The organism is Natronoarchaeum rubrum, from assembly GCF_024494695.1.
This window is the reverse complement of sequence record NZ_JANHDP010000002.1, coordinates 280,259-293,351: the sequence shown is the minus strand read 5'-3', so window position 1 is coordinate 293,351 and position 13,093 is coordinate 280,259. Positions and strand designations below refer to the sequence as shown.

The window sequence follows — 13,093 nt, the reverse complement described above, 5'->3', positions numbered from 1 at the left end:
TCCCGGTCGCGAGTAAATAGTTTGTGAACCGTGGCGAAATAAACGAGCGCCGCCAGCAGTGAGAACGGAACCGCAAGCGACCGACGGCCGTCCGCGGCGTCAGGCCAACTGGCTGCTCACGTCTTCGATGTCGCTGCGACAGAACGGACACCGATAGCTCGTGTCGAAGCCGCTGCGCTGGGTGACCGTCCGGGCTTCGAGTTCGTGCATCGCGATGCTGCGGTCGCAGTCCGGACAGCTGAGCTTGGCCATGGTACTGCAACTCCGCGGGACCATCATAAACGATTCTCAAGTTTGTAGAGGAGAGCGGCGATTAAATTACACCACTCAGCACGTATCCGGTCGGTTACGATCGACAGACTACGGCGAGACGCCGCCCCGGTGTGACGCCGTCGTTACACTTGGCGAGCGACGATCGCCGGCTCGCTCCGATCGTCGTAGGGCTACTCCTCGAACGCGTCTTCGAACCGGAACGTCCCAGTACGACCTTTTTCTCCTCGGGTGCGCTACGCGCACCGCTCGTCCAAAAAGCTCGGGCAAAAAGGCCGCGCTCACTGCGTTCGCGCGGTTCTACTCCTCGAACCCATCCTCAAATCTGAACGTCCCGTCGCGCTGGACCACTTCGCCGTCGACCTCGATGCGCGAGTCCTCGCTCATGTCGACGATCATGTCGACGTGGACGGCGCTCTCGTTCTGCTCGTTGCCCTCGCCGACGGTGGCCTCGTAGGCCCGACCGACCGCCATGTGGACGGTGTCGCCCATCTTCTCGTCGAACAGCATGTTGTAGGTGAACCGGTCGATATCGCGGTTCATCCCGATGCCGAGTTCGCCGAGGCGTCGGGCGCCGTCGTCGGTGTTGAGAATCTCCGTGAGCACGTCCTCGTTCTTGCTCGCGGAGTGCTCGACGACCTCGCCGTCCTCGAACACCAGCCGGGCGTCGAGCACTTCGCGGCCCTGCTGGTAGACGGGCTTGTCGAACAGCACCTCGCCCTCGACGCTGTCGGGCTGGGGTGCGGTAAAGACCTCGCCGCCGGGAACGTTGTGCGAACAGGTGTCGTTGAGCGTCGGGTTGTCCGCGACGCGCATGGTGACGTCGGTCGTGTCGCCCGAAACGATGCGGACCTCCTCGGCGCCGTCGAGGATCTCGACCATCTGGGCCTGGAACTCCTCCTGTTCGTCCCAGTCCTTGTTGACTGCGTCCCAGACGAAGTTCTCGTAGGCCTCGGTGCTCATCTCCGCGAGCTGGGCGTTCGCCGGCGCGGGGTACTGGGTGAGCGTCCAGTCGTCGGTGAGCCGTTCGTTCAGGATCGGCCGCTGGGCCTGCTGGAACGCCGAGTTCTGCTCGGGGTCGACGTCGCTCGTCTCGGTAACGTTCGCGTCGGCCCGGATGTGGATGTGGGCGTCGGCTTCCTCGACGAGCGCCATCTCGTGGTCGGGCGTCTCGAACTCGCCGTCGTGAGCCCGTAGGTAGGCGCGGATCGCTCGCCCGCCGCGATTGGTGTACTGGGCGACCGGGTTCGCGCCGACGTCGCCGAGTGCCTCGAACACCGCGACGACGAGGTCCTCCGCGACCGGTGCGGCCTTGACGATCACGTCGTCGCCTTCCTCGACCTCCAGTGCGTCGTGGACGAGCAGCGACGCGTGTTCGCGAATGCGTGGATCCATACCCCGTTCTGGATCCGGAGCGCGCAAAACGGTTTGGTTTGGCGAAGATCGCGCGGCCGGCGACGCGCTGGCCAGCCGCCCCGATCGGGTCGAGCGTCGGCGTCGGGCCGGGAACTATACGCCTGCGGCGCGGAACTGGTCGGTGTGCAGATCCACGGCCACGAAGTCCGGGGCGCGGTCGACGCCGAGACGCGCTGTGCCCACTACGCCAGCGAGCGCGACGTGGTCGCGATCAAGTTCGCCTGCTGTGGCACGTACTACCCCTGTTTCCGGTGTCACGACGCAGTCGCCGACCACGACGCCGAGCGGTGGCCGGCCAACTGCCGGGACGAGCCGGCGGTGCTCTGTGGCGCCTGCGGCGTCGAGCTTACGGTCGAGGAGTACGTCGGCGTCGCGGCGTGTCCGGCCTGCGACGCGGCGTTCAACCCCGGCTGCGCCGACCACTACCACCTGTACTTCGAGGGTGTCGGCGACGAGTGAGAGAGCGGCCGACCGGTCGCGGACGTCGCCGCGGCCGGGACCGTTTTTCCGATCGGCCGCCAACGCGGGAGTATGATCGACCTGCGAAGCGACACCGTGACGACGCCGAGCGACGAGCTGCGAGCGGCCGCCCGCGACGCCGAGGTGGGCGACGACGTGTACGGCGAGGACCCCTCGGTGAACGAGCTAGAGCGCCGCGCCGCCGAAATCGTCGGGGCGGAAGCCGCGCTGTACGTCCCGACGGGGACGATGGGGAACCAGATCGCCGCCCGGGTCCACACCGAGCGGGGCCAGGAGGTGCTCGTCGAGCGCGAGAGCCACATCTATCAGTGGGAGCTCGGCGGGCTCGCCCAGCACGCCCAGCTACAGGTCCGGACGCTGGATGGCGGTGACCGCGGCGTCCCGACGCCGGAGCAGATCCGGGCCGAGTACGTCGTGGAAGACCTCCATCGGCCCGGAACCGGTCTATTGACGCTGGAGAACACGCACAACGCCAAGGGCGGCGTCGCCATCGCGCCCGAGCGGATCGACGCCGCGACGGAAGCCGCGCACGACCTGGGCGTCCCGGTCCATCTCGACGGCGCGCGCCTGTTCAACGCCGCCGCTCACCACGACGTGCCCGCCGAGCGTTTCGTCGAGGCCGTCGACTCGGTGATGTTCTGCCTCTCGAAAGGGCTGGGCGCGCCGGTCGGCTCGATGCTGGCGGGCGACGAGGCGTTCATCGAACGTGCACGGCGCACCCGGAAGCTACTGGGCGGCGGGATGCGTCAGGCCGGCGTGATCGCGGCGCCGGGGCTCGAAGCGCTGTCGAACCGCGACCGGCTGGCGGAGGACCACGAGAACGCGCAGGAACTCGCCGCCGGGCTGGACGCCGTTCCGGGGCTGTCGGCGTCCGATCCGGAGACGAACATCGTGCTCGTGGACACGAGCGACGCCGGCCTCTCGGCCGAGGAGTTTCTCGCTACCGCGGAGCGTCGCGACGTGCTCGGCACCGCGTTCGGCGACCACACTGTCCGCTTCTGCACGCACTTAGACGTCGCTCGAGAGGACGTCGAGGCGGCCGCGAGGCGGATCCGGGACGAGCTTCGCTAGCGCGACTCGTCCATCCCTTCCTTGAACGACAGCATGGTCCGGCGGAACAGCAGGAACAGGAAGAAAAACAGGCCGACGAAAGCCGCGACGATGATGATAAAGAACGGGTCGAGGTTCATGTCTCGACGTTCAGTCGGACGGAACAAAGGCGTTTCGACGGGATGTCGACGACCGGGCGGCCCCGGTCCACGAGCGCGTCCAGCCCGGAAAGTTCATGCAGCACGATTGAGATATGTAGGGCATGGCCGACCTCCTGCCCTCCTCCCCCGACACCTCGGCCGCGGACGACGGCGATCCGCGGGTGGTCGGGTTAGACAGCGACGAGGCCGACGACGTGCTCGCCGCCCTCTCCTCGGGCACCGCGCGCGAACTGCTGTCCGCGCTCCACGACGACCCCGGGACCCCCTCGGAGCTGGCCGACCGCGTCGACACCTCGCTCCAGAACACCCAGTACCACCTCGAAAAGCTGGCCGACGCCGACGTGATCCGCGTGCTCGATACGGCGTACTCCGAAAAGGGCCGCGAGATGAAAGTGTACGGGCCGACCGATCAGCCGCTGGTCGTGTTCGCCGGCGACGACGAGAAGGAGACCGGGCTCCGCGCCGCGCTCTCGCGACTACTCGGCGGTATCGGCGCCGTCGCGGGCGCCAGCCTGCTGGTCCAGTATCTCGCGCCCGACGCCGCGACGAGCACGAGCACCACAGCCGGCGGCGGAACCACCGACGATTCCGGCGGTGGCGGCGGGTTCACTACGTCCGACACCGACCAAAACGGTGGTTCGGATCAGAGCGGGAGTGGCGAGCAGGGAGGCAGTGCAGATCAGGGCGACAGCGCCTCGGGAGACAGTGCGGACGGTGGCACCAGTACCGACGGAAGCAACGCCGAGGGCGGAAGCGCAAGCGGCGCGGACGACGGTGGATCGGGGGGCGACCTGCCGTTTCTCGACGGCGACGTCCCCCTGATCGACGATATCCCGATTCTCGGCGACCTCCTCGGCGCCGGACTGCCGCCAGGGGCGCTGTTTTTCGCCGGCGGCGCGACGGTGATGATCGCCTGGTTCGTGCTCTGGTACGCGCGGGCGTACCGGGTGTGAGCCGCTGGGATCAGTCGAGCGACGCTGATCGTCGGTGTCGCGCGGCGATCGACCCGGCGCCGTCCGGTGACTAAAACCGCTGTTTGACCCTACGATGGCTATTTTCCCTTTCCGTACAAAGTCGTAGATGCGTCCACCCGAGGACGCGGTGACTGTCCGACGGCCCTCCAGAACGGGTCCGCCGCCCGATCGGTCCCCCGACCCGAATCCCACTGTCCGAAGCCCTCCCACTTCGCGCCGGTCCCTGACGCCGGCGCGGTTCCGAACCCACCGGCGGCCGGATCTACCTGGCCCCGGCCGCCGTCGTCGGTCGTCACTACCGAACCCATTTCCCCACTCTCAGTTTGCCACGCTTACGGACGGATCGAGAACTCCTCGAACACGGTGCCGTCCGGCTGTACCAGTGTTCCGTCGAGCCCGCCGTCTGTGGCGACCAGCTCGGCGTGGCCCGGCCGATTCCCCCGCGGCTGGGCGTGACTCCCGGGGTTGAGCAGCGTCACCGCGTCGGTCTCGACGACGCCGGGATCGTGGGAGTGACCCGAGATCACTAGATCGGCGCCTTTCTGGCGGCCGAACAACGAGAGCGCGGTCGGCCCGCCGTCCCGTCGGTGTGTGACGGCGATGCGGACGCCCTCGTACTCGACGGTGCGGGCCGTCGGCAGTCGATCGCGGACCGCCGCGCTGTCGGCGTTGCCGTGAACCGGGTACAGCGTGTCGGCGACGTCATAGAAGTCCTCGAGCGCGCTCGTCGACGTGAAATCGCCCGCGTGGATCACCGCGTCGGCCTCGCGAACGGCGTCGAGCGTTCGTCCTTCGAGCGCGTGGCCCTCGTTGCTGTGGGTGTCGGAACAGACGGTGAGCATAGCAGTGGGGAGGGACGCCGTTCCGACCTGTCTTTCGACTCGGCGCCGCGGCGGGATCGGGTCGCGACGTGCCGAGCGAGACGCCCGTCGCATGCTCGCGAAGGGGAAGGTCCATGATGGATGCTCGCAAACCCCCACTTATGGCTGCGGACAGCGACGCGAGCGGCGGAGCGCCCTCGGCCGACGAGGCGTCGGTGCTGGCGGCGTTCGACGACGCCGCGCCGCTGACTGCCGAGGAAGTCGCGTCGGCGGTCGGTCTCGACGCCGAGTCGACCGCGGCGGCGCTCGACGCGCTCGTCGAGCGCGGAGCGCTCCGGCGGAAAACGGTCTCCGGCGTCGACGCCGACGCTCGGGAGCGGCCGCGAGACGAGGCGCGCGAGGATCTCGACGTCGATCTCTGGTATCTCCCCGAAGACCGGCTGGCCGACGGCGACGTCGTCGTCACGATCGACGACGATCGGGCGATCGAAGACGCCCTCGACGAACTGGCGTTTCCCGGCGCCAGCGAGCTGATGCGCGACTGGCGTCGCGACGCCGTCCGCGCGGCCTACGAGTACCTCCGTGAGCGCGGCCCCGCCGACCGCGAGGCGCTGGCCGAAGACGTGTATCCCGCCCACTCGGCGGGCTACGCGGACGCCGAGTCGTGGCTCAGCTGCGTCGCACCGCGGCTGACAGAACTGCCGGGCGTCGAGCGAAGCGACGATCGGTTCCGGGCCGACTAGAACTCCTGGGCGCCGATCCAGCGCTCGCGGCTGGCGTCGCACTCGAACTCCGCGTGGTAGCCGAGACATCGCGCGTGGACGGTCTGCCCACAGCCGCATCGCTGTGCGTCTCCCAGCGGGATGCGCTCGCCGCAGGCGCTACAGTGCTGCATGGTAGAGGCTGCCAGAGAGCTGCGCTTAAGCGTACGCATCCGACCGGACGGCGACAGGTCCGGGCAGTGAGGAACGGCCCGACCACCGGCTCGGCGGAAATCGTGCCCGCGCGTCGACGCCGCTCGAACCGCCGGGCGCGAGGCGAGAACCGCGGTTGCGGAACTGTTTTACTTGCTGCGTGACCACCAGAGGGTAATGAGCGAACTCGAGGAGGAGTACCGCCTCGATTACTTCGAGGACAACGACTTCGTCCGAAAACAGTGTTCGGAGTGTGGCGATCACTTCTGGACGCGCGACCACGACCGGGTGACCTGCGGCGAGCCGCCCTGCGCGGAGTACTCGTTTATCGACGATCCCGGCTTCGACGAGGAGTACAGTTTAGAGGAGATGCGCGAGGCGTTCCTCTCCTTTTTCGAGGATCACGACCACGAGCGCATCGAGCCGTATCCGGTGGCGGCGAACCGCTGGCGCGACGACGTCCTGCTGACCCAGGCGTCGATCTACGACTTCCAGCCGCTGGTCACGTCGGGCGAGACGCCGCCGCCCGCCAATCCGCTGACGATCAGCCAGCCCTGCATCCGGATGCAGGACATCGACAACGTGGGCAAGACCGGCCGGCACACGATGGCCTTCGAGATGATGGCCCACCACGCGTTCAACGCCCGCGAGGACATCGAGGACCCCGGCCAGTACGCCTACGAGGGCGAGGTGTACTGGAAGGACCAGACGGTCCAGTACTGCGACGAGCTGTTCGAGTCGCTGGGCGCCGACTTAGAGGAGATCACCTACATCGAGGACCCGTGGGTCGGCGGCGGCAACGCCGGGCCCGCGATCGAGGTCATCTACAAGGGCGCCGAGCTCGCGACGCTCGTCTTCATGTCGATGGAGCAAGATCCGGAGGGCGAGTACGAGATGAAAGACGGGAACCGCTACTCGCCGATGGACACCTACATCGTCGACACCGGCTACGGCCTCGAACGGTGGACCTGGATGAGCCAGGGGACGCCGACGGTGTACGAGGCGGTCTACCCCGAAACGATCGAGTTCCTGAAGGACAACGCCGGGATCGAGCTCACCGAGGGCGAGCAGGCGGTCGTCCACCACGCCTCGAAGCTGGCGGGCAAGATGGACATCGACGAGGCCGAGGACATCGAGGCCGCCCGCGACGAGATCGCCGAGGAAGTCGGCGTCACGACCGAGGAGTTAGAGGACCTGGTCGAGCCGCTCGAAGACATCTACGCGATCGCCGACCACTGCCGGACGCTGGCGTACATGCTCGGCGACGGCATCGTCCCCTCGAACGTCGGGACGGGCTACCTGGCTCGCATGGTGCTTCGGCGCACCAAGCGGCTGGTCGACAACGTCGGCGTCGACGCGCCGCTCGACGAGCTCGTCGACATGCAGGCCGACCGCTTAGAGTACGAGAACCGCGACACGATCCGCGACGTCGTCCGCACCGAGGTCGAGAAGTACCGCGAGACGCTCGATCGGGGCTCCCGACGCGTCGAGCAGCTCGCCGAGGAGTACAGCGCGAAAGGCGAGCCGGTGCCCACCGACGAGCTGATCGAGCTGTATGACTCTCACGGCATCCAGCCGGACATGGTCGAGGAGATAGCGAGCGAGCGCGGCGCCGCGGTCGACGTGCCGGACGACTTCTACAGCCTCGTCGCCCAGCGCCACGATCAGGAAACCGGCGCCGAGGGCGCCGACGAGATCGACGACCGGTTCGAGGACCTGCCCGAGACTGACAAGCTCTACTACGACGACCAGCAGGGTACCGAGTTCGAGGCGGTCGTGCTCGACGTGTTCGAGCGCGAGGACGGCTACGACGTCGTGCTCGACCAGACGATGTTCTACCCCGAGGGCGGCGGCCAGCCCGCCGACCACGGGACGCTGTCGACGGAGGACGCCACCGTCGAGGTCGGCGACGTCCAGATCGAGAACGGCGTCGTCCGCCACCGCACGGACGAACCGCTGGACAAGGGCGCGATGGTGCGCGGCCAGATCGACATCCAGCGCCGCCGCCAGCTGATGCGCAACCACACCGCGACCCACGTGATCATCCACAGCGCAAAGCAGGTGCTGGGCGAGCACGTCCGGCAGGCCGGCGCCCAGAAGGGCGTCGACAGTTCGAGAATCGACCTGCAACACTACCGGCGCATCACCCGCGAGGACGTCAAGGAGATCGAGCGCGTCGCCAACGAGCTGGTGATGGACAACGTCGCGGTCACCCAGGAGTGGCCCCACCGGAACGACGCCGAAGCAGAGCACGGCTTCGGTCTCTACCAGGGCGGCATCCCGCCGGGCGAACAGATCCGGCTGATCCACGTCGCCGAGGACGTCCAGGCCTGCGGCGGCACGCACGTCGAGCGCACCGGCGACATCGGGTCGATCAAGGTCCGGACGACCGAGCGCGTCCAGGACGGCGTCGAGCGCATCGTGTTCTCGGCCGGCGAGGCCGCTATCGAGGGCACCCAGCAGACCGAAGACGCGCTCTACGAGGCCGCCGAGGCGCTCGACGTGAACCCCCAGGAGGTCCCCGACACGGCCGAACGCTTCTTCGAGGAGTGGAAAGCGCGGGGCAAGCAGATCGAGGAGCTACAGGAGGAACTCGCGGAAGTGCGGGCGGGCGGCGCGGGCGACGCCGAGGAGGTCGATCTCGACGGCGCGACCGCGGTGGTCCAGCGGCTCGACGGCGAGATGGACGAGCTTCGGGCGACGGCCAACGCCATCGTCGAGGAAGGCTCGGTCGCGGTGATCGGCAGCGGCGCCGGCAGCGCGCAGTTCGTCGTCGGCGTCCCCGACGACGTGGGCGTCAACGCCGGGCAGGTCGTCAGCGAGTTAGCGGGTCGCGTCGGCGGCGGCGGCGGCGGGCCGCCGGACTTCGCGCAGGGCGGCGGGCCGGACGTGGAGAAGCTGGACGAGGCGCTGGCGGAAGCGCCCGACGTGCTCCGGCAGGTTCAGAACGCCTGACGAACGGCTCTTCGATCACGACTACTTTGTCGACGGTAACCAGCGAGACGACTACAGAACGCTCGCGACCAGAAAAATCGGGGCTTACGCGTACGTCTCTTCGAGGTACTCGACGATGTCGTCGCTCTCGGCCATCCCCTCGACGCCGTTGTCGGGGTCGACGAGGACGGGGACGCCGGTCTGGCCGCTGATCTGTTCGACCTCGGTGCGTTCGGAGTGGCTTCGGGGGACCATGTGGGACTCGTAGTCCAGGTCGAGCTCGTCGAGCTTGTTTACCACTTTCGCGCAGTACGGGCAGCCGCTGAGTTCGTACAGTTCGAGGTTTGACATCGACTCGACGTAGGAAAGCGAGCGGTAAGAAAACCCGGATGCAGTGTACGTGCGGTGCACAAGCGCGTCGAGGACGCTCAGACGATCATACCGCTGGTCTGGACGTAGTAGTAGACGACGAACACCGCGGCGAGCAGCCACTGCCCCGGTTTGACGTCGCCGGGCTCGCCAACGGCTGCCTTGATGATCGGATAGCTGACGATACCGGCCGCGATCCCGTCCGCGATCGAGGTCGTCAGGGGCATCACGACGATGGTGAGCCCGCCGGCGATCGACCAGGCCGGATCCTGCCAGTCGATGTCGGTCACGCCCTGGAGCATGATGATGCCGACGACCACCAGCGCGATGTAGGAGGCGTACTGGGGGATCGCGGCGACCAGCGGGACGACCGCCAGCGCCGCCAGGAACGCCAGCCCGACCACGAGCGCGGTCATGCCGGTCCGGCCGCCTTCCTCGACGCCGGTCGAACTCTCGATGTACGTCGTCACTGTCGAGGTGCCGAGCATCGCGCCGACGGTCGTCCCGACAGCGTCGGCCATCAGCGGCTTGTCTATGTCGGGGAGGTTTCCGTCCTCGTCGAGGAAACCGGCGATCTGGGAGACGCCGATCAGCGTCCCCGCGGTGTCGAAGAAGTCGACGAAGAAGAACGTGAACACGACGAACGTGAACGTCGCGGGGTCGATATCGCGGAGCCCCTCGACGAACGCGCCAGCGAGCGGCGTGATGTCGTACTGGGCGCCAGTCAGCGTCTCCGGCGTCAGCACGCCACGATCGTAGAAGCCGGCGAACGTCAGCGCCCACCCGGCTGCCGCAGTCGAGAGGATACCGAGGATGATCGCTCCCGTCACGTCGCGAGCGTACAGCACGAACGTGAAGAACAGGCCGACGACCGCCAGCGAGGCGACCGGATTGTTGGCGATCTCACCGAGCGTGACGAACGTGCCGTCCGGGGCCGGCGCGACGACCTGCATCTGCTGGAGGCCGAGAAACAGCAGGAAGATACCGATCCCTGCGCCGACGGCGAACTTGACGGGCTCGGGGAACAGTTCGATGATGTATCGGCGCGCGCCGACCGCGGTCAACACGATGAAGACGATGCCTTCCACGAACACGGCCGCGAGCGCGGTCTGCCACGGAATGCCGAGACCGATCACGACGGTGAACGCGAAGAACACGTTCAGGCCCATCCCGGGCGCCAGTCCGAACGGCCGGTTCGCGTACAGCGCCATCACGAGGATACCGGCGACAGACGCCAGGATTGTGACGACCGCGAGCATCTGTTGAACCTGAGCGATCGTGTACGCCTCGGCGATCGCCGGGTCGGTCATCAGCGCCGGCGCGAGGATCGCCGGGTTGACGACGATGATGTACGACATCGTCAGGAACGTTGTCAGCCCCGCGACGACCTCGGTGCTCAGGTCCGTGTCGTGCGCCTCGAACTCGAAGAAGTCAGCCATCTGGTCGGCGAGTCCCATTGGATGATTGTGCAAAGGGCCCAGCCACAACTTAAGTATTTTCTTGTCGTCGGAGAACCAGCCGTCACAAACGTGCATACACTGACAGTCGAGCGCCGTCCTGCGATCCTCTGGTCCCACCATATTGACATAATTCGATTATCCCGTACCGACTCTCTCGACCCGGGGGAAGCCGGCGTTACCGCCCGCCCCGTAGTTTAAATAGCATCTGGCCGGAGAGTACGGTAGATGGAGGTACGGGAGCTACCCCTCGAAGACCGGTTCGTCGAGCACTTCGAGGAGCAAGGGATCGAATCGCTGTACCCGCCGCAGGTCGCCGCGGTCGAGGCCGGCGTCGCCGACGACCAGCGGGTCGTCGCCGCCCTACCGACGGCCAGCGGGAAGACGTTCGTCGCCCAGCTGGCGATGCTGACCGCCGACGGGCCGGCGCTGTACGTCGTCCCGCTGCGCGCGCTGGCGACCGAGAAGTACGAGACGTTCAGCGAGCTCCCGGGCGTGAGCGTCGGCGTCGCGACGGGCGACTACGACGCCGACGACGAGGCGTTCGCGGACGACGACATCGTCGTCGCCACATGCGAAAAAGTCGACTCGGCGATCCGCAACGGCGCGGGCTGGGTCGAGCAGCTCGCCTGCGTCGTCGTCGACGAGGTCCACCTGCTCGACGCCAGCGGGCGCGGGCCGACCCTAGAGGTCACGTTAGCCAAGCTCCAACGGCTCTGCCCGGACCAGCAGATCGTCGCGCTCTCCGCGACTGTGGGCAACGCCGACGAGATCGCCGACTGGCTCGACGCCGAACTCGTCCAGTCGACGTGGCGGCCGGTCGATCTGAAGACCGGCGTGTACGACGACGGCGCGATCGCGTTCGAGGACGGCGAAAGCCACCCGATCGACGCCGAAGATCGATCGCCGACCACGGCGCTCGTCGCCGACGCGCTCGACGAAGGGGGCCAGTCGCTCGTGTTCGTCAACTCCCGGCGCGAGGCCCAGCAACTCGCCGCGGAGCTGGCCGACGAGGAGTTCGCCGCGGCGCCCGAAATCGCCGAGGAGATCGGCGCCGACGCCACCACGAGCACAGGGGAAGCACTCGCGAGCGCCGCGGCGGGCGGCGTCGCCTTCCACCACGCGGGACTGCGCGCCGAGCACCGCTCGATCGTCGAGAACGCCTTCCGCGAGCGCGACCTGCGCGTGCTCTGTGCGACGCCGACGCTCGCGGCGGGCGTCAACGTCCCCGCACGCCGGGTGATCGTCCGGGACACCGAGCGGTTCACCGGCGAGGGGTACGACCCCCTGCCCGTGCTGGAGGTCCACCAGATGTTCGGGCGCGCTGGCCGCCCGGGACTCGACCCCTATGGCGAGGCGGTACTGGTCGCCACGGGTGAAAACGCCGACCGGCTGCGCGAGCGCTACGTCGGCGCCGAGCCCGAGCCCGTCGAGTCGAAGCTGGCCGCCCGCGAACCGCTGCGCACGCACGTCCTCGCGACGGTCGCGGGCGGGTTCGCCGACTCCCGCGAGGGGCTCCGGGACGTGCTCGCGTCGACGTTTTTCGCTCACCAGCGCGACGAGTCCGAACTCGTCGATCTGACCGACGAGGTGCTGGCCTACCTCGACGCCACGGGGATGTTGCGCCGGGACGGCGGGCTGGCGGCGACGGATCTCGGCCGGCTGGTCTCGCGGGTGTACGTCGACCCGCTGACCGGCGCCGAAGTGGTGGAAGCCGTCGAAACGGCGGCGGCGATGGAGCGCGTGACGGCGTTGACCGTGCTCGAACTGGTCTGTGACACCGAGGACATGACGACCCAGCACGTCCGCAACGACGAGGCCGGGCGGCTCAGCGAGTTCGCGATGCGCCGCGAGGACCAGTTCACCAAGTCCGTCAGCGAGTTCGAGGGGAACTTCCAGTCCTGGCTCGGCACCCTGAAAACCGCCCGCCTGCTCGCCGACTGGGCCGACGGCGCCGACGCCGAGACGATCGACGAGCGCTACGGCGTCGCGCCGGGCGACGTCCGCCGACTGGCCGAGAGCGCGGCCTGGCTGCTCTCGGCCACGGAGGTGATCGCCGAGCATCTCGCGGACGGCGCCGTGGATCGAGACGCCGACACGGACGCCGACGCCGCGGCGGACGGCGGTGCGGGGGCCGGAAATCCGGACTACGAACGGGTCGTCGATCGGATCCGCGAGACGCGCGAGGCGCTCGTCGAGCGCGAGGACTGAGGCCGCGACGCGACTACGGCGCGCAAAGCCCGCGCT

The 13,093-nt window shown here is 68.0% G+C and carries 13 protein-coding genes; 6 read left to right on the top strand and 7 right to left on the bottom strand.

The features are described from left to right. Positions 1-99: 99 nt before the first annotated feature. A complete protein-coding gene (locus NO931_RS05620; RefSeq protein ID WP_256391654.1) occupies positions 100-252 on the bottom strand; it encodes a hypothetical protein in 153 nt (50 codons plus the stop codon). Between the two features lie 318 nt (positions 253-570). Then, the gene (locus NO931_RS05615; protein ID WP_256391653.1) at positions 571-1,665 is read right to left on the bottom strand and encodes an aminopeptidase; all 1,095 of its coding nucleotides are present in this window, start codon (positions 1,663-1,665) and stop codon (positions 571-573) included. A gap of 144 nt (positions 1,666-1,809) precedes the next feature. Here NO931_RS05615 and NO931_RS05610 point away from each other — a divergent pair, with 144 nt between their 5' ends. Next, entirely contained in the window at positions 1,810-2,145 is a 336-nt protein-coding gene (locus NO931_RS05610; protein WP_256391652.1) for a CHY zinc finger protein, read from the top strand. Between the two features lie 72 nt (positions 2,146-2,217). Continuing rightward, positions 2,218-3,237: a threonine aldolase family protein gene (locus NO931_RS05605; RefSeq protein ID WP_256391651.1), complete on the top strand. Its 1,020-nt coding sequence runs from the start codon at positions 2,218-2,220 to the stop codon at positions 3,235-3,237. Here the strand turns inward: NO931_RS05605 and NO931_RS05600 are convergent. Next, positions 3,234-3,356, bottom strand: a complete 123-nt coding sequence (locus NO931_RS05600; protein ID WP_256391650.1) for a DUF7859 family protein — start codon at positions 3,354-3,356, stop codon at positions 3,234-3,236. The genes NO931_RS05605 and NO931_RS05600 overlap by 4 nt on opposite strands. A gap of 122 nt (positions 3,357-3,478) precedes the next feature. Here NO931_RS05600 and NO931_RS05595 point away from each other — a divergent pair, with 122 nt between their 5' ends. After that, positions 3,479-4,330, top strand: coding sequence for an ArsR/SmtB family transcription factor (locus NO931_RS05595; protein WP_256391649.1), 852 nt, complete (start codon positions 3,479-3,481; stop codon positions 4,328-4,330). A gap of 353 nt (positions 4,331-4,683) precedes the next feature. Here NO931_RS05595 and NO931_RS05590 read toward each other — a convergent pair whose 3' ends face one another. Beyond that, on the bottom strand, positions 4,684-5,193 hold the full coding sequence (locus NO931_RS05590; protein WP_256391648.1) for a metallophosphoesterase: 510 nt from the start codon (positions 5,191-5,193) through the stop codon (positions 4,684-4,686). Between the two features lie 140 nt (positions 5,194-5,333). Between NO931_RS05590 and NO931_RS05585 the strand changes: the two genes are divergently transcribed. Then, positions 5,334-5,915 (top strand): hypothetical protein, encoded by a 582-nt coding sequence (locus NO931_RS05585; protein ID WP_256391647.1) that lies wholly within the window; start codon positions 5,334-5,336, stop codon positions 5,913-5,915. On the opposite strand, the gene NO931_RS05580 is transcribed toward NO931_RS05585, so the two are convergent. After that, entirely contained in the window at positions 5,912-6,067 is a 156-nt protein-coding gene (locus NO931_RS05580) for a hypothetical protein (RefSeq protein ID WP_256391646.1), read from the bottom strand. The two genes, NO931_RS05585 and NO931_RS05580, sit on opposite strands and share 4 nt — an antisense overlap. Positions 6,068-6,263: 196 nt before the next feature. On the opposite strand from NO931_RS05580, the gene alaS reads away from it, so the two are divergent. Beyond that, positions 6,264-9,041, top strand: coding sequence for an alanine--tRNA ligase (gene alaS / locus NO931_RS05575; protein WP_256391645.1), 2,778 nt, complete (start codon positions 6,264-6,266; stop codon positions 9,039-9,041). Positions 9,042-9,125: 84 nt separating this feature from the next. Here the strand turns inward: alaS and NO931_RS05570 are convergent, their stop codons facing one another. Continuing rightward, entirely contained in the window at positions 9,126-9,371 is a 246-nt protein-coding gene (locus NO931_RS05570; RefSeq protein WP_256391644.1) for a glutathione S-transferase N-terminal domain-containing protein, read from the bottom strand. Positions 9,372-9,448: 77 nt separating this feature from the next. Beyond that, entirely contained in the window at positions 9,449-10,846 is a 1,398-nt protein-coding gene (locus tag NO931_RS05565) for an NCS2 family permease (protein WP_256391643.1), read from the bottom strand. A 228-nt stretch (positions 10,847-11,074) separates the two neighbouring features. Here NO931_RS05565 and NO931_RS05560 point away from each other — a divergent pair, with 228 nt between their 5' ends. Next, positions 11,075-13,057: a DEAD/DEAH box helicase gene (locus NO931_RS05560; RefSeq protein WP_256391642.1), complete on the top strand. Its 1,983-nt coding sequence runs from the start codon at positions 11,075-11,077 to the stop codon at positions 13,055-13,057. Positions 13,058-13,093: the final 36 nt, after the last annotated feature.

Excerpts from the sequence above, each read along its gene's own strand:
- NO931_RS05620 (WP_256391654.1), bottom strand. The coding sequence starts at position 252 with ATGGCCAAGCTCAGCTGTCCGGACTGCGACCGCAGCATCGCGATGCAC.
- NO931_RS05615 (WP_256391653.1), bottom strand. The coding sequence starts at position 1,665 with ATGGATCCACGCATTCGCGAACACGCGTCGCTGCTCGTCCACGACGCA.
- NO931_RS05605 (WP_256391651.1), top strand. The coding sequence starts at position 2,218 with ATGATCGACCTGCGAAGCGACACCGTGACGACGCCGAGCGACGAGCTG.
- NO931_RS05600 (WP_256391650.1), bottom strand. The coding sequence starts at position 3,356 with ATGAACCTCGACCCGTTCTTTATCATCATCGTCGCGGCTTTCGTCGGC.
- NO931_RS05595 (WP_256391649.1), top strand. The coding sequence starts at position 3,479 with ATGGCCGACCTCCTGCCCTCCTCCCCCGACACCTCGGCCGCGGACGAC.
- NO931_RS05590 (WP_256391648.1), bottom strand. The coding sequence starts at position 5,193 with ATGCTCACCGTCTGTTCCGACACCCACAGCAACGAGGGCCACGCGCTC.
- NO931_RS05585 (WP_256391647.1), top strand. The coding sequence starts at position 5,334 with ATGGCTGCGGACAGCGACGCGAGCGGCGGAGCGCCCTCGGCCGACGAG.
- NO931_RS05580 (WP_256391646.1), bottom strand. The coding sequence starts at position 6,067 with ATGCAGCACTGTAGCGCCTGCGGCGAGCGCATCCCGCTGGGAGACGCA.
- alaS (WP_256391645.1), top strand. The coding sequence starts at position 6,264 with ATGAGCGAACTCGAGGAGGAGTACCGCCTCGATTACTTCGAGGACAAC.
- NO931_RS05570 (WP_256391644.1), bottom strand. The coding sequence starts at position 9,371 with ATGTCAAACCTCGAACTGTACGAACTCAGCGGCTGCCCGTACTGCGCG.
- NO931_RS05565 (WP_256391643.1), bottom strand. The coding sequence starts at position 10,846 with ATGGGACTCGCCGACCAGATGGCTGACTTCTTCGAGTTCGAGGCGCAC.
- NO931_RS05560 (WP_256391642.1), top strand. The coding sequence starts at position 11,075 with ATGGAGGTACGGGAGCTACCCCTCGAAGACCGGTTCGTCGAGCACTTC.